Raw genomic sequence first — 19878 nt, 5'->3', positions numbered from 1 at the left:
AAAGTCCGGCCACCGTCTGCGCGTTGGTCGCGCGACATCACAAGGAGAGTCCGCATGTCGATCGGTCGTGTGTTGATGGTGCTGTTGTGCCTGGGGCAGGGCGCCTGTTCGATGTCATCGGCCGCGGCGGGCGGCGAGGTGCGCGGTGCGCCCGTCGTCGCGCCGACCGGGGCGGTCGATGCTTCCACCTTGGCCGGTCATCACTGGAAGCTCCAGTCCGCTACCGATGCGCAGGGCGCGCGTATCGCCGCGCTGTTCGTGCGCCCCGATCGCCCGGTGCAGCTCGACTTCGCCGATGGCCGCCTGTCGATCAGCCAGCTGTGCAACGCCAAGGCGGCTCCGTATCGTATCGAGCAAGGTCGCCTGCTGCTCGGTCCCATGCTGTCGACCATGATGGCCTGTGTGCAGCCGGAGCTGAATGCGCTGGATCAAGCCGTGGTGCGGCGGCTCGGCGGCAAGCCCGCCATCAGCCTCGACCAGGAGGGCGCCATGCCGCAGCTGAAGCTGGTTACCGTCAGCGGAGACGTGCTGCTTTTCACCGGGCAACCCACGGCGGAAACCCGGTACGGCGGTCCCGGTGCCACGGTGTTCCTCGAGGTGGCGCCGCGGGAGGTTCCCTGCGATACCCCGGTGGCCAGTGGTACGACCTGTCTCAACGTGCGTGAGCGCCACTACGACAGTCACGGCCTGAAAGCCGGCGAGCCCGGCCCGTGGCACGCGTTGGTACAAACTATCGAGGGGTACACGCATGCGCCGGGCATGCGCAACGTGTTGCGCGTCAAGCGCTACGCCAGCGGCACAGGGGCTGGTGATGTCTATGTGCTCGACATGGTGGTGGAGTCGCAGAGCGCGACTCCGCCGTGAGGATGCACCCGCCCTTTCGCGATGCAGGGGCGAGCGGCGGAGGCGTCCGGACGGGCGGCTATTTTCGCTAGGTAGCCCTGCCGCCCGCGCTTGCCCCCTCAGCGGCGCGCCTTCGGGTCCTCGTTTTCGTCGTCGCTGCGCACCTGCGCATGGCTGATCAGCGCAAAGATCAGGCTGCCACCCACGATGTTGCCGGCCAGCGTCGGCAGGGCGAAGCGCAGCAGGTAGGCCGTCCAGCTCGTGGCGCCGTCGAAGACCAGGTAGAGCGCTTCCACCGAGCCCACGATGATGTGGGTGAAGTCGCCCAGTGCGATCACGTACGTGATGATCACGATCACCGCGATCTTGCCGCGCTCGGCTGCCGGCAGCAGCCACACCATGGTGGCGATCAGCCAACCCGCGGCAATGCCCTTGGTGAACATCTGCCACGGCGTGTTCTGCATCAGCGCTTCGCCTGCAGCATGCAAGGCGTCCTGAGTGGGGGCGCCGAGTATCTGCATGTTCAACATGCCCCAGGCGAACAGCGCGCCGCCGACCAGGTTGCCGGCCAGCACCACGCCCCACAGCCGCAGCAGACAGCCGAGCTTGCCCCAGCCTGGGTCGGTCATCAGCGGCAGTACCGCCGTCATCGTGTTCTCGGTGAACAATTGCTGGCGCGCCAGGATCACCACCAGAAACCCGAACGGATAACCCAGGCTCTCGATCAGAAACGCACCCGGCACGCCTTCCGTGTGGCGGTGGAGCAGGGCGCGCGCCAGCATCGAGAAACCCATCGTCATGCCCGCCGCCAAGGACGACCAGCCCAGCGCCGACACGTTGCGCGCCAGTTCCTGCTCGCCTTCGCGGCGGATCGTCTCGTGTAGCACCACCGGGCGCGGTGGGCGCAGGTGATGCACGTCGCCGCGCTCTTCGCGAGACAAGGCGAAGCCGTCACCTTCCTCCTGCGTGGTCGGCTCCTTAGTGGATCGCTCCTTGGACGTGGGCATCAGTCGTCCGTTCCGATCACCTTGCCGGTATCCGGATCGATGGTGAGCTTCACGTCCTTGCCAGCGCTGTTCTCGGCCTTGGCCTGCCATACGCCGTCGTCGAACTCCACGTCGTGCACGTCGGTGTAGCCGGCGCTGGCGAGCGAGGCGCGAACGTCGTCCTTGCCCAGACGCGACACCTTCTGTTCGTCCGCGTAGGCCTTGCCGCTGACCGGGTCGATGCGCAGGTCCACGTGTTCGCCGTTGCCGCTGCGGGCATCGGCGTGCCACATGCCGTGCTTGAACTTCAGGTCGTCGATGTGGCTGTAGCCCTGATCCTGCAGGTGGGCGCGCACCTGCGCCTCAGTGAGGGCGCGGTGGCTGTCGGACTGCGCCAGCGCGGCGCCGCTGCTGCCCAGGGCCAGCGCGAGCGTGAGGGCGATCGTTTTCATCGCAGGCATCTCCAATGGGAGGGAGTGGCGAGTCTTGGCCCGCATAGATCAGCGCGCGGTGAAAGCCGCGTCGTCGTGACGTCGGGCGTTCAGGGCCGCGTGTGCGGCGGCGATTTCCCTACGGTGCTAAGTTCGCCCACGCCGTACCGCCATAGGCCCCCGCCATGTCCACCTCCGATGCCGACGATCCGGCCGCCAACGGCCAAGCGCGCCTGCCGCCGCGACAGGTGCTCACCGCCAAGTTCCCGGTGATGTCGATGGACGCCACGCCCGCGCTGGACATCGCCGACTGGTCGCTCACCCTCAAACACGGCGTGCGTCCGCTCAAGCGCTGGGATTGGACGGCCTTCAGCGCGCTGCCGCGGCAACGCATTGTGCGCGACATCCACTGCGTCACCCGCTGGTCCAAGCTCGACACGGCCTGGGAAGGCGTGATGCTGGATGACCTGCTCGCCGACGCCGGTCTCGCCGCGCCCACCGGCTTCCTGCTCGCCCACAGCGCCGATGGCTACTCCACCAACCTCACCGCAGCCGACGTGCTCGACGGCCGCGCCATGATCGCCACCCACTACGACGGCCAGCCGCTCGCCCCCGCCCACGGCGGCCCGGCCCGCCTGCTGGTGCCACATCTGTATTTCTGGAAGTCGGCCAAATGGCTCACCGGCTTGCAGTTCACTGCCCGCGAAGAAGCCGGCTTCTGGGAATTGCGCGGCTACCACCTGCGCGGCGATCCGTGGAGTGAGCAACGCTTCGCAGAAGCGGAATAGATCTCGCGGTCTGCTGGCAGCGCGATGGGATAGGGCGCGTCTAGGATGGCCGCTGTCATCCGACGGAGGACCCGGGCGGCGGTGTTTCGCCGCGTGGCCGGCGCACGCGGGACGGTGTGTCCCCGGTGCTGCCCAGTCGGCTCCACGCCCTACGCAACTGCACGTCGGAGCTGAAGCCGGCCAGTTCCGCCGCCTGGCCGACGCGGGCGCCGGCGCGCAGGGCCGCTTCGGCCGTGGTCAGGCGGATGCGTTGCAGGTAGTGCAGCGGCGAGGTGTCGGCGTGCAATGCGAACAGCCGCGCCAGATGCCGCGGCGAGACGCAGGCGACGCGCGCCATCGCTTTCACCGTCCAGTCGGCCTGCGGTTGCTGGCAGATGGCGTCCTGCAGCCGGTGCAACGGCAGGTGCATGTGGCCGCGATGGGCCAGGAACGGCGACAGTTCCGGGTCGGCCGGGCCGCGGCGCAGGGCCACCACCATCGTTTCGGCCACGCGCGCGGCAACCAGTGGGCCGCAGACGGCGGTAATGCGGTGCAGGATCAGGTCGATGCCGGTGGTGACGCCGGCGCTGCTCCAGACCGCGTCCGCGGCGACGAACACGCGATTGGCCACCACGCGGCAATGCGGTGCTGCCGCGCGCAGTTCGTCCAGATGCTGGTGGTGGGTGGTCGCGTCGCGGCCGTCGAGCAGCCCCGCATGCGCGGCGAGCAGGCTGCCCGCGCACACGCAGACCAGTTCGCGCCGGCCCTCGTGCAGCTGCAGCGGGCGCAGCCAGTCGAGCAGGCGGCGCGTGGTCGGGCGGCGCACGTTGAACGCGCTGCCCGGTTGCCCGAGCAGCACGATCCAGGTGGGACGCGGATCGTCCTCACGCATAACCGGCAACGGCGCGATGTCCCGCAGCCGGATACCGACCGAGGTCATCGGCTCAGGATCGGGGCCGACGAACTCCACCGCGAAAGCCGGCGGCTGGCCCTGTTCGGCCAGCACGCCGTTGGCGATGCGCAGCGCTTCGGCCGGACCGGCCCAGTCCAGCGCCAGGCTGTCCGGCAACAGGGCGAACAGCACGCGCACCGGCGTTCTCACGGCTGCGCCACGGCCCGTCGGACGGCTTCGTCCACCGTGCAGAGAGTGGCGAAGCGGTCGCGCAGCACCGTCTCAGTGCGCTGCACGATGTCGTCGGCGCGCAGCACGCCGCCATCGGGGGTGGTCATGTCGAAGGTGAGCGTGGCGGCGGTCACGTAGTCCACCTCCCAGCCGAGATCGGAGGCATTGCGCGTGGTGGTCTCGCAGCACTGCTCGGTGCGGATGCCGCTGACGATCAACCGGCGGATGCCGTGCTGCACCAGCCAGACGTCCAGCCCGGTGCCTACCAGTGCGCTGTGCCGGGTCTTCACGAACTGCGCGGCGGCGTCGAACTCGACCAGGCCAACGATGGGGCGGACGTGGCCGGAGCGGGCGGAGAAGGGGTTGTCGGCGGCGTCCGGACCGTCCTGGTGCAGGATGCGAACCACCGGCACGCCGGCGGCGACGCACTGCTCGATCAGTGCGTTCTGGGCCGCCAGGTAGGGCGCGAGGCGACCCTCGTTGAAGTACGCGCGGTGGCGGAAGGATTCTTGCGCATCGATCACGAGAAGACATGTAGTCATGGAACGCTCCGTTGGGGTTGGAGTGGTCATTTTTCAGAGATTTCCACCATACGGAGCGCCAGCCCGCGACAGCAAACAGCCAAAAACGGACATGCCTATCCTGACAGGATCAACGCCATCCGGCGCAGGTGATGCGACGTCACCCGTCGCCTTGATGGGCATCAAGGCCCGGGGCGACTGTCCGTCCTAGTGTGGACCCTGATGGCGGTCGGCCAGGCGGGAAAAGGTGCGGTGATGGGGGCTTCTAGGCGAAGGTGCCGGCGGTACTTGGCAGGGTGGCGGTCATGCTGACGCCCTCTGTTCGACGGCCCGCAGGCTCGCCGACGACGGCTGGGGCGACCATGGCCGCGGTGCTCGGCACCGGTGGAGCGGGCAAAGGCGCACGCTGGCGTCGGCAGTTGCGCTGGCTACTGATGCTGGCAGGCGCATTGGCGCTTGCCGGAGCGGGCTACGTGCTGCTCCGACGCAGCAGTGCCGCCGCGCAGCCGCGCTACCAGACCGCCGAAGTCACCCGCGGTGACCTGGTGGTGACGGTGGCGGCCACCGGCAACCTGCAGCCGACCAACCAGGTGGACGTGGGCAGCGAGCTGTCCGGCATCATGGAAGCGGTGCGGGTGGACGTGAACGACACGGTGAAGCGCGGCGAGGTGCTGGCGCAGCTGGACGTGTCGCGCCTCAAGGACCAGATCGCCAACGCCCGCGGCGCGCTCGACGCCTCCCGTGCACAGGTGCGCCTCACCGCCGCCACGGTGACCGAGATGCGGCTGCAGGTGAGCCGGCTCACACGCATGTTCGCTAGCAGCGGCGGCACGATTCCGGCGCTGGTGGATATCGACACCGCCCAGGCTGCCCTGCGGCGGGCGCTGGCCGCGCAGGCCAGCGCGCGGGCCGAGGTGGCGCAGGCGCAGGCGGCGCTGAGCACTGGCGAGACCAACCTCGCCAAGGCATCGATCCGCTCGCCGATCGACGGCGTGGTGCTGACGCGTTCGATCGAGCCGGGCCAGACCGTGGCCGCCTCGCTGCAGGCGCCGGTGCTGTTCACGCTGGCCGAAGACCTGTCCAAGATGGAGCTGCAGGTGGACGTGGACGAGGCCGATGTGGGCCAGGTGCGCAACGGCCAGCGAGCCACCTTCACCGTCGATGCGTACCCGGGGCGCGAGTATCCGGCGCAGGTGCGGCGCGTGGGGTTCGGCTCGCAGACCAAGGACGGTGTGGTGTCCTATCTCACCGTACTCACGGTGAACAACGACGACCTCAGCTTGCGCCCGGGCATGACGGCCACCGCGGCCATCGTGGTGAGCGAGCACAAGCAAGTGCTGCTGGTGCCCAGCGCGGCGTTGCGCTTTACCCCCGCTTCGGCCAACGCCGCGCCATCGTCCGGTGGCCTGGTGAGCCGGCTGATGCCGCGGCCGCCGCACGGCGCCAGCAGCCCCGCCGCCGGCGGCAACGGGAAGGCGCGGCAGGTGTGGGTGCTGCGCAACGGGCAGTCGGTAGCGGTGCCGGTGACGCTCGGTGCCAGCAACGGGGAGCTCAGCGAAGTAGCCAGCGACGCGCTGCAGCCGGGCATGCGGGTGATCACAGAGAGCCTCGGCGGTGCGCCGTGAGCGCGGCCGCAGGCGCGTCGCCACCGCTGATCGAGCTGGTCGGCGTCACCAAGACCTACGGCCAGGGCACGGTGGCGTTGCAGGCGCTGCGCGGCGTGGACCTGGTGGTAGAGCAGGGCGAGTTCGTGGCGATCATGGGGCCGAGCGGCTCGGGCAAGTCCACCGCGATGAACATCCTCGGTTGCCTCGACGTGCCGACCACCGGCAGCTACCGCTTTCGCGGCACGGCGGTGGAATCGCTCACGCGCAACCAGCGGGCGCTGCTGAGGCGGCACTACCTGGGCTTCGTGTTCCAGGGCTACAACCTGCTGGGGCGCACCTCGGCGTTGGAGAACGTGGAGCTGCCGCTGCTGTATCGCGGCGAGCCGCCGGCCGTGCGCCACCCGGCGGCGCGTGAGGCGCTGGCTGCGGTAGGGCTGACCGGCTGGGAGTATCACGCGCCGGCGGCGCTGTCCGGCGGCCAGCAGCAGCGCGCGGCGATCGCCCGCGCCATCGTCACGCATCCGGCGGTGCTGCTGGCCGACGAGCCCACCGGCAACCTCGACACGCTGCGCAGCCGCGAGATCATGGACCTGATCGTGGCGCTCAACCGCGACCGCGGCATCACCGTGCTGATGGTGACCCACGAACCGGACATGGCCGCTTACGCGCGGCGCGTGGTGCGCTTCGTCGACGGGCGGGTGGAGAGCGACACGCGGCAGGCGGTGGCGGCCTGATGTTCTGGAACACGCTGCTGCTGGCGCTGAAGGAGATCCGCCGCAATCTCACGCGGAGCTTCCTCACCGTGCTCGGCATCCTGATCGGCGTGGCTGCGGTGATCACCATGGTGACGCTGGGCAACGGCGCCACCGCCGCGGTGTCCGCGCAGATTTCCAGCCTCGGCAGCAACCTGCTGATGGTGCGCCCCGGCCAGCGGCTGGGGCCCAGTCGCGATACCGCGGGCGCGGCGCAGTTCCGGCTGGCCGACGCCAGCGCCATCGAGAGCCAGGTAGGCGAGCTCAGCAGCGTGGCGCCGGTGGTATCGCGCACCGTGACGGTGGTGCACCTGGCCAGCAACTGGTCCACCGGCGTAGTGGGCACCACCAACGCGTACTTCAGCGCAGGCAGCTGGAAGCTGTCCGCCGGACGGGTGTTCCTCGACGGCGAGCTGCAGGCCGGCAAGGCGGTGAGTGTGCTGGGCGAAACCACCCGCAGCAAGCTGTTCGGCAGCGAGAATCCGGTAGGCAGCGCGATCCGCGTCAAGCAGTTCGCCTGCGAGGTGATCGGCCTGCTCGCCGCGAAGGGGCAGTCGTCGATGGGGCGCGACCAGGACGACGTGATCGTGATGCCGCTGCGTACCGTGCAGCGCCGCCTCGCCGGCAACCAGGACGTGGGCATGCTGCTGGTGTCGGTGCGCCAGGGCGCTTCCACCGCGCGGGCCAAGCAGCGCATCGAGGCGCTGCTGCGCGAGCGCCGGCACATCGCGCTGGGCCAGGAAGATGATTTCAACGTGCTCGACACGCGCGAGATCGCCGACATGCTCTCCAGCACCACCCGCGTGCTCACCCTGCTGCTCGGCGCGGTGGCGGCGGTGAGCCTGCTGGTGGGCGGGGTAGGGATCATGAACATCATGCTGGTGTCGGTCACCGAGCGCACCCGCGAGATCGGCATCCGGCTCACCGTGGGCGCGCTGGAGCGTGAGGTGTTGGGGCAGTTCCTGATCGAGGCGGTGGTGCTGTCGTCCATCGGCGGCCTGCTCGGCGTGCTGCTGGCGACGGTGGGCTCGATCGTGCTGGCGCGCGTGCTGCAGGTGCCGTACCTGTTCGGCCTGCCGATCAACCTGCTGGCGTTCGCGTTCTCGGCGCTGATCGGCGTGGTGTTCGGCTTTTTTCCGGCGCGGCGTGCGGCGCGGCTCGACCCGATCGAGGCCCTGCGGCACGAGTAGGGCACGCCGGCGCCAGGATGGGGGATGCCTGACGCCTCGACGCCAGTGGATACTGGTGCCCTCTCTCTACCGGCGCAGCCACCATGGGCAAGACTCGACTCGAGGCATTCAGTGACGGCGTGCTCGCCATCATCATCACTATCATGGTGCTGGAGTTGAAGGTGCCGCATGGCGAGACGATGGCCGCGCTGTGGCCGCTGCTGCCGGTGTTCCTGAGCTACGTGATGAGCTTCATCTACGTAGGCATCTACTGGAACAATCACCATCACATGCTGCACCTGGCGCGCGGCGTGAGTGGCGGTGTTCTGTGGGCCAACCTGCACCTGCTGTTCTGGCTGTCGCTGCTGCCGTTCGCCACCGGCTGGATGGGTGAGAACCACTTCGCGCAGGGGCCTTCGGCACTGTATGGCGTGGTGCTGCTGATGTCGGCGGTGGCGTACTGGCTGCTGCAGCGGTCGATCATCCGCCTGCAGGGTGAGGACTCGCCACTGGCGCGCGCAGTGGGTGGCGACTGGAAGGGCAAGCTGTCGCCGGTGATCTACGCAGCGGGCATCGTCGCGTCGTTCGGGGCGGCCTGGTTTTCGCAGTTGCTGTACGCACTCGCGGCGCTGCTGTGGCTGGTGCCGGATCGGCGCATCGAACGGGCGCTGGCGCGGCACGAGTCGTAAGGCGAAGCAGGCCGAGGTGGTGGTCTGCTTGGTGACAGCGCTTCGACTTCGCCGGCGTGCCGCCGGCTACGCTCAGCGCGAACGGTTTTGCGGGGTAGCCCTTCTCCCCTCGGGAGAAGGTGGCGCATCCGCGCCGGATGAGGGTGCGGGGCTTAGCGCGGTGACTCGCCTTGCTGCGGACCCTCACCCCAACCCTCTCCCGGCGGGAGAGGGGCTTTGCTTGAGGCTTGGTCGGGCATTCCCTTCTCCCTTCGGGAAAAGGGGGGGGGGCGCAGCGACGGATGAGGGTGAGCGGCGCAGCACGGTGGCTTGCGTTGCGTCGGACCCTCACCCCAACCCCTCTCCCGGCGGGAGAGGGGCTTTCTCATTCCGGCGTCGCGCCTGACGCGGATCAGTACCGACGTTCGGCCAACGCTCAAGAATGGCTTGCCGGTTTCGCCGCCAGCACGGGCCGATCCGCCTATCGATTCCTTGAGGAGCACCGCCGTGTCGAGCAAGTCGTACAAGCAGATCACTCACGATCTCAATCAGTCGATCGCCAAGATTCGCGCCGAGGCGCCGGGCACCATGGCTGGCTTTTCGGCTATGTCCAAGAGCGCCATGGAAGCCGGTGCGCTGTCGGCAGCGGACAAGGAGCTCATGGCGCTGGCGATCGGCGTGGCCACTCACTGCGACGGTTGCATCGGATTTCACACCAAGGCGCTCGCGAGGCTGGGCGTGGAGCGCGCCAAGCTGATGGAGACGCTGGCGGTGGCGGTCTACATGGGCGGCGGGCCGTCGCTGATGTACGCGGCGGACGCCGTGCGCGCCTACGAAGAGTTCACGGCTGCGCCGTGAGCCGCCGCGGGCGGTGTCCGCTCAGTTCGTGGCCTGCATCATGGGCAAAGCGCAGGTGCCACACGGTGGAGCTGAGCGATATCACGGTCACCGCGATGAAGGCGAAGGAGAAATCCATCGCCCGTGGCTGCGGGTGTCCGCCCACGCCCATCGCCAGGCGCAGCAGCAGCGCGCCGGCACAGATGCCGAACGAGAGCATCAGCTGCTGCAGCGTGGTGTAGAGGCTGCTGGCGGCGCTCAGGCGTTCGCGCGGCACGCCTTCGTAGGCCACCGTGTTGTAGGCGGCGAACTGGAACGACATGAACGCGCCGCACGCCATGAGCAGGCCGAACATCAGCCCGAACGGCCAGTTCGGCCGGAAGAACGCGCACACCGCGTAACCCAGGCTGCTCAGCACACCGTTGTAGAGCATGCCGTTACGGAAACCGGTCAGTTGCAGCAAGCGCGGCGTGAACGCGCGGGTGAGCAGCGCGCCCAGCGCGGTGGCCAGAATCAGCTGGCCGCTGCGCACTGCCGACAGGCCAAAGCCGATCTGGAACATCAGTGGCAGCAGGAACGGTTGCGCGCCCTGAGTAATGCGCATCAGCGAGCCGCCGATCACCGAGAGCCGGAACGAATCGATGCGCAGCAGCGAGAGATCGAGCAGCGGATCGTGCCGCCGCCGCGCGTGCCACAGGTAGCCGAGCGAAGCAGCGCTGCCGACCAGCAGCAGCGCGAGCGCCACCGGCAGATCGGCGCTCTGGCCGATCATCTCCAGCCCGAACAGCAGACCGCCCAGCCCTACGCCACAGAGCGCAAAGCCACCCAAGTCGAAGCGCGGCGGCGCAGCGGCGGGCGGGATCGTCGCGATGAAGCGCTTCACCAGCCAGTAGCCCAGCAGGCCGATCGGCAGGTTGATGTAGAAGATCCAGCGCCAGCTCAGGTAGGTGACGATCAGGCCGCCCAGCGGCGGCCCGGTGAGCGGGCCGAGAAACGCCGGCACCAGCGACCACGACATCGCCGACACCAGGTGCTTGCGGGGGATGGTGCTGAGCAGGATCAGCCGTCCGATCGGCGCCATCATCGCGCCGCCCGCACCCTGCAGCAGGCGTGCGGCCACCATCGTGGGCAGGTTCGGCGCCAGCGAGCAGGCGATCGAGCCGAGCAGGAATACACCGATGGAGGCGGCGAACACGCGCGTGGTGCCGAAGCGTTCGGCCACCGCCCCGCTGGCGGGAATCAGGATCGCCAGCGCCAGCAGGTAGCTGGTCATGGCGATGCTCATGGCCGGCGCGCCAACGTGGAAATCCCGCGCCATCGTGGGCAGCGCCGTGGCCAGCACGGTGGCGTCCATCTGCTCCATGAAGATCGCGCACGCCACGATCAATGAAGTGATGCGGTAGTCGGGAAACAGCGGCTCCGGCGGGGCTGGCGCGGCGGTTTCCCCGGTCTGCTGGCTCACGGGGCGGCTCGGCGGAAAGCGGCGGACACAAGCCAGCGGCGGGCGCGGGGGACGGCGTCGTTGGCACGGATGCGTGTGGGGTGCACGCGGGCGGCGCAGTATCCCGCGCGGAGGGTTGGCTCACAAGCGCGGTCGCTGATCCGTGGCGTTGTGCGGGATGACACGGCTGTCCCTTCTCCCGCCGGGCGAAGGTAGCACGCAGGGTCGGATGAGGGTGCGGGTGTGCGTGATGTCCGGTTGGGAACGATGCGCCCACGGGGCTTCGTGCCGGACCCTCACCCCAACCCCTCTCCGGGGGAGAGGGGTTCAATCAGGTGTGCTTACTGCGCCTCGGCCGGCGGGGCGGGTGGCGCCGGCGGAGCGGGGGGCATCGGTGGGCGTGGCGGCGGGGGCGGGACCGGGCTGGCTTCGACCCATTTGGCCATCGCCTTGTCGCCGATGATGCTGCGGATCTTCTCGCAACTGGCTGCGTCATCGCTGCGCCGCTGCTCATCGAACTTCTGCCGCTGGCGGGCCTGCTGCTCCAGGGCTTGCTGCACCTGCCTGGCCTGCGCGGCGCTGATTCCGAGCGTGTTCTGCCACTTCGCGTCGTTGCTGAAGTCGGGCAGGGTGGGGGGCGGCGGCGAGGGCATGCCGTGCTGACAGCCGGGCGGCAGCGGCGGGAGGCCGTCGACGATCCAGCGATGCTGGCCGTGGGCGAACAGGGGCGTCTCGGCCATCGGCGTGGCGCGCTGGGCGAGGGCACCGCCGACGACGGCGAGGCCGACCAGGCCGGCGACGAGGCGGGTGGTGAGAGCGCGTTGGGTCATGCGGTGATCTCCTTGCGTGGCCGGGGGATCCGACGCCACCCACGATGACCTGCAACATCGCAGGGAATATGCAGGAAATGAGGACGCACCAGCCGCGCGCCGCCGCTATCCTCGCGGCCATGCCTGCGCCCACTCCTCCAAGCGAATCCGTCCACGCTGGAACCAGCGCCGGGCTGCGCCTGCGCGTGGCGCACAAGTTGTTCCTGCTGCTGGCGGTGGCAATCGGTCTGTCGCTGCTGGCGATGGGTGCGCTGACCGTGCGCAACCTGCGCAGCGGCTTCGTCGGTTACGTCAATGCGCTGGATCTGTCGCGGCTCGATCCGCTGGCGCAGGCACTGGGCCAGCGCGAGGATGCCGTCAGCGGCTTCGATGGCCTGCGCGATCGTCAGGCGTGGGACGCGCTGCTGCGCGAGACCCTCGATCATCGCCCGCTTGCGGTTCCGGAGGAAGCGCAGCCGCAAGCGCCACCCCCGCCGCCACCACCCCCGGCGCCGCCGCTGCCCCCACCGCCGCCACCGGCTCCCGATGCGCACGCGCTGCCACCCTTGCCGCTTCCTCCGCGGGTATCGCTGCTGGATGCCTCGCACGCGCTGGTTGCTGGCCAGTCGCCGCCTGCGGATGCGATGGAGCGGCCACTACGTCGCGACGGAGCGGTGGTTGGCTGGCTCGCACTGCGGCCGCTGTCGCGGCCGGTGGACCGTCGCGACACCGCTTTCCTCGCCGCGCAGATCCGCGGCATGGCCGAACTGGCGCTTGCGCTGCTGGTGCTGGCGATGGCGGTGGCGTGGTTCTTCGCGCGGCACTTGCTGGCACCGCTGCGTGCCGTGGAGGGTGCTGCGCGGCAACTGTCGGAAGGCCGCTATGGCGTGCAGCTGGTCAGTGACCGCCACGACGAGCTGGGCGACCTGGTGCACCACGTGAATCGGTTGAGCGCAGCCTTGCAAGCGCATGAGAGCGCGCGCCAACGCTGGATGGCCGACATCTCGCACGAGCTGCGCACGCCGTTGGCGATCGTACGCGGCGAGCTCGAAGCGATGCGCGAGGGCGTGCGCCCGCCCGATGCAAAGGGGTTGCAGTCGTTGCACGAGGAGGTGATGCGGCTGGATCGACTGGTGGATGACCTGCACCAGTGGTCGATGGCCGATGCCGGATCGCTCAGCTATCGCATGCAGCCGTTGGATCTGTCGGCGTGTCTTGCCGAGGGTTGCGCACGGTTCGCCAGCACCGCCGCCGAAGCCGGACTCACGCTGGATTGCAGCGGCGAGCCACTGCGCGTACATGGCGATGCGGATCGCCTGCGCCAGCTGATCGACAACCTGCTCGGCAACAGCCTGCGCTACAGCGATCGCGGCGGTCGCGTGGAAGCATCCGTGTTCGTCGATGGTGATCAGGCCTGCCTGCGCGTGGACGATACCCCACCTGGTGTTCCGGCGGAGGGCCTGGCGCGCTTGTTCGAGCCGCTGTATCGCGGCGAGCATTCGCGCAACCGGGCACTCGGCGGCAGCGGTCTGGGCCTGGCCATTGCGCAGCGCATCGCCGTGGCGCACGGCGGCACGCTTGCGGCCGCGAACTCGCCATTGGGCGGGCTGCGCCTGGAACTGCGTCTGCCACGGGAGGGGCACTGAGATGGCGCGTGTGCTGATCGCCGAGGACGAGCCGAAGATCGCTAAGTTACTAGCGGACTATCTGACCCAGGCCGGGCACACGGTGCTGACGGTGGGCGAGGGTGATCATGTGTTGCCTGCAGTTGCCACCGAGCGTCCGGACCTGCTTCTGCTGGACATCATGCTGCCCGGCAAGGACGGCTTAGCGATCCTGCGCGAGCTGCGGCGCGACAGCGAACTGCCGGTGATCATGCTCACCGCGCGGGTGGAAGAGATCGATCGCCTGCTCGGGCTGGAGCTCGGCGCGGACGACTACATCTGCAAGCCGTTCAGTCCGCGCGAAGTGGTGGCGCGGGTACGCGCGCTGCTGCGACGGACGGCACCGGCCACGCCCGCCAATCCTTTCACCGTGGACGAGGAGGCGCAGCGCGTGTTCTACCGCGGCCGCCCGGTGCCGCACACCACCACTGAATACCGGCTGCTGCACGCGTTGCTCACCCATCCTGGCCGCATCTACTCGCGCGATCAGTTGCTCGATCTGATGCACGACGATCTGCGCGACGTCACCGATCGGGTGGTCGACAGCCACATTCGCAACCTGCGCCGGAAGCTGGACGACATGGCGCCGGGGCAGAACTTCATCCATGCGGTGTACGGTGCGGGCTACCGATTCGAGATCACCGACGCGGACTGAGCCCGGCGTGCCACAAGTCAGGATGAGCTTCGGCCTTCACGCTTCGCCACACGCTGGCGACCGGCACGGTAGGGATGGCGCCGATGGTGTTGCTGAACGTGCTCCGGTTGAGTCCCGACACGATGCACGGGCGCTCGGCCGGATTGGCTGACGCTGGACCGGCGCGGCTTCAACACATCGATTTTCGTCGGTGTGGCCGGCACCGTGGCCCGGTTCCTGATCGGGCAATCGCACGGTTCGGGTCGTGGTCCCCGGGGTCGATGCCGCTGCGCGTATTCGCCACGCGTGCAGACCGGGCGATGCAGGTGATAACGGTGAGCCTGATCGGCGGCGCTCTGCAGGCCTGGCTGGGCATGTGGCAGTTCCAACATCGCGAGCAGGCGTAGCGGGCAGGCCTGGAACAACGCAAAAAAAGGCGCCGCAGCGATGCGACGCCTTTTTCGTAGCGGCAGCGGTAGCCTCAGAGCGCTTCGAAAATGCCCGCCGCGCCCATGCCGGTGCCGATGCACATGGTGACCATGCCGTACTTCTGCTTGCGCCGGCGCAAGCCGTGCAGCAACGTGGCGATGCGGATTGCACCGGTGGCGCCCAGCGGGTGGCCGAGCGCGATGGCGCCGCCCAGCGGATTGACCTTGGACGGGTCCAGCCCGAGGTCGCCCATCACCGCCAGCGCCTGCGCGGCGAACGCTTCGTTGAGCTCGATCCAGTCGAGCTGATCCTGGCTGATGCCGGTCTGCTTGAGCGCCTTGGGAATCGCTTCCTTCGGGCCGATGCCCATCACGTCGGGCTTCACGCCCGCCACCGAGAAGCCGACGAAGCGGGCCAGCGGGGTGAGGTTGTATTCCTTGATCGCCTTCTCGCTGGCCAGCAGCACGGCGCCGGCGCCGTCGGACATCTGCGAGGAATTGCCGGCGGTGACGCTGCCGCCGAAGCGGTCGTTGCGGAACACCGTGCGCAGCTTGGCCAGTACTTCCATCGTGGTGCCGGCACGCGGGCCCTCGTCGGTGTCGATGGTGCGGCTGTCGGTGACGATGCCGCCGGTAGCGAGGTTGGGGTAGTGGTCGTCGAGCTGGAACGGCGAGATCTCGTCCTTGAACTCGCCGGCGGCGATGGCGGCGAGTGCGCGGCGGTGGCTCTCCACGGCGAAGGCGTCCTGCTGCTCACGGCTCACCTTCCAGCGCTCGGCCACTTTCTCGGCGGTGATGCCCATGCCGAAGGCGATGGCGCGGTCCTCGTCGTTGGCGAAGATGGCCGGGTTCATCGCCACCTTGTGCCCCATCATCGGCACCATGCTCATGCTCTCGGTACCGCCGGCGAGCATCAGGTCGTCCTCGCCCAGGCGGATGCGGTCGGCGGCCATCGCCACGGCCTGCAGGCCGGACGAGCAGAAACGGTTGATGGTGACGCCGGGAACGGTATCGGGCAGGCCGGCCAGCAGCACGCCGATGCGCGCCACGTTCATGCCTTGCTCGGCCTCGGGCATGGCGCAGCCGATGATGGCGTCGCCGATGTGGTGCGGATCGATGCCCGGCGCCTGCGCCATCACGGCGCGGATTACGTGCGCGAGCATGTCGTCCGGACGGGTGTTGCGGAACACGCCGCGCGGCGCCTTGCCGACCGGGGTGCGGGTGGCGGCGACGATGTAGGCGTCTTGCACTTGCTTGGTCATGGTCTGTTTCCTTTGAGTGACCTCGAAGCCGGGCTTTTTTGTTCGTCATTCCCGCGAACGCGGGAATCCATCGTGTTTCTGGCGTCAGATCAAGATGGATCCCCGCTTGCGCGGGGATGACGTTCGGCGGCTTCGGGGTTTCCGGTGATGGAGTGGGTCGGTCGCAACGCCTATCAGTTACGCAGCGGCTTGCCGGTGCTCATCGTGTGAGCGATGCGCGCCTGGGTTTTCTCGGTCTTCGCCAGCGCCACGAAGTGCTTGCGCTCCAATGCCAGCAGCCAGGCCTCGTCCACCTGCGAGCCGCGCTCGATCGCGCCACCGCACAGGCAGTCGGCGATGCGGCCGGCAATGTCGATGTCGTGCGGCGAGGCGAAGTAGCCCTCCTGCAGGTTGGCCAGCGAGGCCTTGAAGGTGGCGGTGCCGACATCGCCGGCCACCGGCACGGCGCGCGCAGGCAGCGGCGGGCGGTAGCCGCTCTCGGCCATCGCGGCGGCAACCTTCTTGGCGATGTAGAGCAGCTCGTAGCTGTTGAACACCATCACATCGTCCTGCCGCAGCAGGCCCATCGCCTTCGCTTCCAGCGCGCTGGCCGAAACCTTGGCCATGGCGACCGTCTCGAACACCTTCTTCAGCTCTTCGAACGGGTCGGCCGGGTTGGCCTTGGCCGCGCGCACCGCCAGCTCGTGCAGGCCACCGCCGGCCGGCAGCAGGCCCACGCCCGCCTCGACCAGGCCGATGTAGCTTTCCAGCGCGGCGACCGTACGGGCCGAGTGCATCTGGAACTCGCAGCCACCGCCGAACGCCATGCCGCGCACGGCCGATACCACAGGCACCAGCGAATACTTGATCGCCATGCTGGTGGCTTGGAAGTTGGCGACCATCTTCTCGAAGTCGTCGAACTTGCCCGCCTGCAGCAAACCGAGCGCGCCCTTGAGATCGGCGCCGGCGGAGAACGGCTCGCCGGTCTGCCAGATCACCACGGCCTTGAGCTTCTCTTCGGCCAGCTTGATCGCGTGCTGCACGCCATCGAGCACGAAATCGTTGACCGTGTTCATCTTGGTCTTGAACGAAATGATGCCGACGCCGTCGTCGCCCAGCGTCCACAGGCGGACGCCCTCGTTCTCCCACACCGTGGTGCCCTGGTCGAACTTCTCGCCCAGGATCGGATCGGGGAACAGCTGACGCGCGTAGACCGGGTGGCTCGAGCGCGGCTTGTACTGACCGGCGCTGGCCGACCACGAGCCGTTCTTGCCGTGCACGCCGGCGCGACCGTCGGTGACCCAGGAGGGCAGGGGCGCGCTGCTCATGGCCTTGCCGGCGGCGATGTCCTCGGCGATCCAGCCGGCCACCTGCTGCCAGCCGGCAGCCTGCCAGGTCTCGAACGGACCGAGCTTCCAGCCGTAGCCCCAGCGGATCGCGAAGTCGACATCACGCGCGGTGTCGGCGATGTCGGCCAGGTGGTAGGCGGTGTAATGGAACAGGTCGCGGAAGATCGCCCACAGGAACTGCGCTTGCGGGTCGCTGGAGGCGCGCAGCTTGCCGAACTTCTCCGCCGGATCCTTGATCGCGAGGATCGCGGCGACCTCGTCGGAAGCCTTCTGTTCGGACGGGCGATAGTCCTGCTTGGCCACGTCCAGCACCACGATGTCCTTGCCGGCCTTGCGGTAGAAGCCGGCGCCGGTCTTCTGCCCGAGCGCGCCCTTGTCGATCAGGCCCTTGAGCCATACCGGCGCCTGGAAGTACTGATGCCAGGGGTCATCCGGCAGCGTGTCGGCCATGGTCTTGATGACATGCGCCATGGTGTCCAGGCCTACCACGTCGGCGGTGCGGTAGGTGGCGCTCTTCGGGCGGCCCAGTGCCGGGCCGGTCAGTGCGTCCACCGTGTCGAAGCCGAGCTTGAACTGCTCGGTGTGATACATCGTCGAGAGAATCGAGAACACGCCGATCCGGTTGCCGATGAAGTTCGGCGTGTCCTTGGCGATTACCACTCCCTTGCCGACGGTGGTAGTGAGGAACGCCTCCAGCCCTTCGACCACGGCGGCGTCGGTGAGGCGGGTGGGGATCACTTCCACCAGGTGCATGTAACGCGGCGGGTTGAAGAAATGCACGCCGGTGAAGCGGTGGCGCATCCCCTCCGGCAGCGCCTCGGCCAGGCCGTTGATCGACAGGCCCGAGGTGTTGGAGGCCAGCACGGCGGTGGCAGAAACGTGCGGGGCGATCTTCTTGTAAAGATCGAGCTTCCAGTCCATCCGCTCGGCGATCGCCTCGATCACCAGATCGACGTCTTTCAGGTGATCCAGATGCTCGTCGTAGTTGGCCGGGATGATCGCCGCGGCGAGGTTCTTGTCGGCCAGCGGGGCAGGCGAGAGCTTCTTCAGGTTCTCGATCGCCTTGAGCGCGATGCCGCTCTTGGGACCTTCCTTCGCGGGCAGGTCGAACAGCACGGTCTCGACGCCGGCGTTGGTGAGGTGCGCGGCGATCTGCGCGCCCATCACGCCGGCGCCCAGCACCGCGGCCTTGCGGATGCGCAGCGCGGATGAGGTGGTTGGTGCAGCGGTCATTGGCTTCTCCATAAGGTCGAACTCGAAAGATCGGACTCGGCAAAAAAGGGACAACAAACACGACCCGATCGCCGTGGCGATCCGGTGACAGTCTTCTAGGGGTGGCTCAGGCCGGCGGCGGCGAAGCGGATCAGGTGGGCGGCGGTCTGCTCGCGGTGCTGCTGCTCGCTGACGTTGTCCTTGCGCTGGATCATGCCGAAGCCGGACATCGCGTGGGTGAGGGCGCCGGTGACCAGATCGATGCGCCAGTACAGCTCGGCCTTTTCCAGATGCGGCAACAGTCGCGCGAACTCGGCGGTGAACTGGCGCATGACGTGGCCGTAGTTCTCCGACAGGAACTGGCGCAGCGTGTCGTCGTGCTCGGCAAAGGCGCGCGCCAGCACGCGCATGAACAGCGAGCCGTTACCCTCGTGGGACAATTCCAGCGCCGGGCGGATATAGGCGGCGAGCACATCTTCGAGCGTGGTGCCGGGTCGACCCGCGATCTTGTCCAGCTCGGCCAGGCGATGCTGGTTCAGTGCATCCAGGCGACGCTTGAATACCTGCTCGACCAGTTTTTCCTTGGAGCCGAAGTGATAGTTCACTGCTGCCAGATTGACCCCGGCCGACGCGGTGAGCTGGCGCAACGACGCACCGTCGAAGCCGCGCTGGGCGAACAACGCTTCGGCGGCGGCGAGGATGCGTTCCTTGGTCGAGGTCGGGTTGTTCAAGGCAAGGGCCACCGCCCGGGGCAGGAATCAAACGATCGTTTGAGCATACGCGCGCGGCTTCGCAGCAGTCAAACGAACGTTTGGGACGGCCGGCAGGCCGGTTGCGATTGAGCTAGAATCTGTCAAACTTTCGTGAGCTAAATCCGCATTCCGTGTCGGATTTGGCGCTTTTTGCCGGTTCGTTCGGCCATAAAACCTTTTCCCATTTCCCCGTATCCCGGAGCAGACCCGTATGGCGCTGGAGCGCACCCTTTCCATCATCAAGCCCGACGCCGTCGCCAAGAATGTTGTCGGCGAGATCTACGCCCGCTTCGAGAAGGCCGGCCTGAAGATCGTGGCTGCCAAGATGAAGCACCTGTCGCGCAAGGAAGCCGAAGGCTTCTACGCCGTGCACAAGGAGCGCCCGTTCTTCAACGCGCTGGTCGAGTTCATGATCTCCGGTCCGGTGATGATCAGCGTGCTGCAGGGCGAGAACGCCGTGCTGGCGCATCGTGACCTGATGGGCGCGACCAATCCGAAGGAAGCCAAGCCGGGCACGATCCGCGCCGATTTCGCCGAGTCGATCGACGCGAACGCCGTGCACGGTTCCGATGCGACCGAGACCGCCAAGGTCGAGATCGCGTACTTCTTCGCCGAGACGGAAGTCTTTCCGCGCTGAGGCATGC

At 68.1% G+C, this 19878-nt stretch carries 20 protein-coding genes; 11 read left to right on the top strand and 9 right to left on the bottom strand.

Annotation, left to right across the window (positions count from 1 at the left end):
- Window positions 1–54 precede the first annotated feature (54 nt).
- Window positions 55–864: an META domain-containing protein gene (locus ACTHJF_RS12680; protein WP_440267430.1), complete on the top strand. Its 810-nt coding sequence runs from the start codon at window positions 55–57 to the stop codon at window positions 862–864.
- A gap of 98 nt (window positions 865–962) precedes the next feature.
- On the opposite strand, the gene ACTHJF_RS12675 is transcribed toward ACTHJF_RS12680, so the two are convergent.
- Window positions 963–1850: a formate/nitrite transporter family protein gene (locus ACTHJF_RS12675; protein WP_440267429.1), complete on the bottom strand. Its 888-nt coding sequence runs from the start codon at window positions 1848–1850 to the stop codon at window positions 963–965.
- Complete coding sequence (locus tag ACTHJF_RS12670) at window positions 1850–2281, bottom strand: PepSY domain-containing protein (RefSeq protein ID WP_440267428.1); 432 nt, start codon at window positions 2279–2281, stop codon at window positions 1850–1852. Before ACTHJF_RS12670 ends, ACTHJF_RS12675 begins: the two co-directional genes overlap by 1 nt.
- 164 nt (window positions 2282–2445) lie before the next feature.
- Here ACTHJF_RS12670 and ACTHJF_RS12665 point away from each other — a divergent pair, with 164 nt between their 5' ends.
- Window positions 2446–3048: a sulfite oxidase-like oxidoreductase gene (locus tag ACTHJF_RS12665; protein ID WP_440267427.1), complete on the top strand. Its 603-nt coding sequence runs from the start codon at window positions 2446–2448 to the stop codon at window positions 3046–3048.
- Between the two features lie 55 nt (window positions 3049–3103).
- Here the strand turns inward: ACTHJF_RS12665 and ACTHJF_RS12660 are convergent, their stop codons facing one another.
- Window positions 3104–4129 carry a GlxA family transcriptional regulator gene (locus ACTHJF_RS12660; protein ID WP_440267426.1) on the bottom strand — a complete coding sequence of 342 codons (1026 nt, stop codon included), beginning with the start codon at window positions 4127–4129 and terminating at the stop codon, window positions 3104–3106.
- On the bottom strand, window positions 4126–4692 hold the full coding sequence (locus ACTHJF_RS12655; RefSeq protein WP_440267425.1) for an isochorismatase family protein: 567 nt from the start codon (window positions 4690–4692) through the stop codon (window positions 4126–4128). The genes ACTHJF_RS12660 and ACTHJF_RS12655 overlap by 4 nt, the downstream gene beginning before the upstream one ends.
- A 341-nt stretch (window positions 4693–5033) precedes the next feature.
- Between ACTHJF_RS12655 and ACTHJF_RS12650 the strand changes: the two genes are divergently transcribed.
- From ACTHJF_RS12650 to ACTHJF_RS12630, 5 genes are all read left to right on the top strand, one after another.
- Window positions 5034–6296, top strand: a complete 1263-nt coding sequence (locus ACTHJF_RS12650; RefSeq protein WP_440267424.1) for an efflux RND transporter periplasmic adaptor subunit — start codon at window positions 5034–5036, stop codon at window positions 6294–6296.
- Window positions 6293–7012: an ABC transporter ATP-binding protein gene (locus tag ACTHJF_RS12645; RefSeq protein ID WP_440267423.1), complete on the top strand. Its 720-nt coding sequence runs from the start codon at window positions 6293–6295 to the stop codon at window positions 7010–7012. Before ACTHJF_RS12650 ends, ACTHJF_RS12645 begins: the two co-directional genes overlap by 4 nt.
- Window positions 7012–8220: an ABC transporter permease gene (locus ACTHJF_RS12640; protein ID WP_440267422.1), complete on the top strand. Its 1209-nt coding sequence runs from the start codon at window positions 7012–7014 to the stop codon at window positions 8218–8220. Before ACTHJF_RS12645 ends, ACTHJF_RS12640 begins: the two co-directional genes overlap by 1 nt.
- Before the next feature lie 83 nt (window positions 8221–8303).
- The gene (locus ACTHJF_RS12635) at window positions 8304–8888 is read left to right on the top strand and encodes a TMEM175 family protein (RefSeq protein WP_440254765.1); all 585 of its coding nucleotides are present in this window, start codon (window positions 8304–8306) and stop codon (window positions 8886–8888) included.
- A gap of 486 nt (window positions 8889–9374) precedes the next feature.
- Complete coding sequence (locus ACTHJF_RS12630; protein WP_440267421.1) at window positions 9375–9725, top strand: carboxymuconolactone decarboxylase family protein; 351 nt, start codon at window positions 9375–9377, stop codon at window positions 9723–9725.
- Here the strand turns inward: ACTHJF_RS12630 and ACTHJF_RS12625 are convergent.
- A complete protein-coding gene (locus ACTHJF_RS12625; RefSeq protein ID WP_440267420.1) occupies window positions 9709–11166 on the bottom strand; it encodes an MDR family MFS transporter in 1458 nt (485 codons plus the stop codon). The genes ACTHJF_RS12630 and ACTHJF_RS12625 overlap by 17 nt on opposite strands.
- Before the next feature lie 320 nt (window positions 11167–11486).
- Window positions 11487–11975, bottom strand: a complete 489-nt coding sequence (locus tag ACTHJF_RS12620) for a hypothetical protein (protein ID WP_440267419.1) — start codon at window positions 11973–11975, stop codon at window positions 11487–11489.
- A gap of 77 nt (window positions 11976–12052) precedes the next feature.
- Between ACTHJF_RS12620 and ACTHJF_RS12615 the strand changes: the two genes are divergently transcribed.
- The 3 genes from ACTHJF_RS12615 (at window position 12053) to ACTHJF_RS12605 (ending at window position 14659) form a co-directional block, all read left to right on the top strand.
- Window positions 12053–13600 carry an ATP-binding protein gene (locus tag ACTHJF_RS12615; protein ID WP_440267418.1) on the top strand — a complete coding sequence of 516 codons (1548 nt, stop codon included), beginning with the start codon at window positions 12053–12055 and terminating at the stop codon, window positions 13598–13600.
- A 1-nt stretch (window position 13601) separates the two neighbouring features.
- Entirely contained in the window at window positions 13602–14273 is a 672-nt protein-coding gene (locus ACTHJF_RS12610; protein ID WP_440267417.1) for a response regulator, read from the top strand.
- Between the two features lie 83 nt (window positions 14274–14356).
- Window positions 14357–14659 carry a hypothetical protein gene (locus ACTHJF_RS12605; RefSeq protein ID WP_440267416.1) on the top strand — a complete coding sequence of 101 codons (303 nt, stop codon included), beginning with the start codon at window positions 14357–14359 and terminating at the stop codon, window positions 14657–14659.
- Between the two features lie 74 nt (window positions 14660–14733).
- On the opposite strand, the gene ACTHJF_RS12600 is transcribed toward ACTHJF_RS12605, so the two are convergent.
- From ACTHJF_RS12600 to ACTHJF_RS12590, 3 genes are all read right to left on the bottom strand, one after another.
- A complete protein-coding gene (locus tag ACTHJF_RS12600) occupies window positions 14734–15942 on the bottom strand; it encodes an acetyl-CoA C-acyltransferase (RefSeq protein ID WP_440267415.1) in 1209 nt (402 codons plus the stop codon).
- 173 nt (window positions 15943–16115) lie between these two features.
- Window positions 16116–18503, bottom strand: a complete 2388-nt coding sequence (locus tag ACTHJF_RS12595) for a 3-hydroxyacyl-CoA dehydrogenase/enoyl-CoA hydratase family protein (RefSeq protein WP_440267414.1) — start codon at window positions 18501–18503, stop codon at window positions 16116–16118.
- A gap of 95 nt (window positions 18504–18598) precedes the next feature.
- Complete coding sequence (locus ACTHJF_RS12590; RefSeq protein ID WP_440267413.1) at window positions 18599–19213, bottom strand: TetR/AcrR family transcriptional regulator; 615 nt, start codon at window positions 19211–19213, stop codon at window positions 18599–18601.
- Window positions 19214–19445: 232 nt separating this feature from the next.
- Here ACTHJF_RS12590 and ndk point away from each other — a divergent pair, with 232 nt between their 5' ends.
- Entirely contained in the window at window positions 19446–19871 is a 426-nt protein-coding gene (gene ndk, locus ACTHJF_RS12585) for a nucleoside-diphosphate kinase (RefSeq protein ID WP_440260904.1), read from the top strand.
- Window positions 19872–19878 lie beyond the last annotated feature (7 nt).

Source organism: Dyella sp., assembly GCF_051962475.1.
Lineage (GTDB): Bacteria > Pseudomonadota > Gammaproteobacteria > Xanthomonadales > Rhodanobacteraceae > Dyella_A.
The sequence above is the reverse complement of the archived record's forward strand: the minus strand, read 5'-3'. Positions and strand labels throughout refer to the sequence as shown.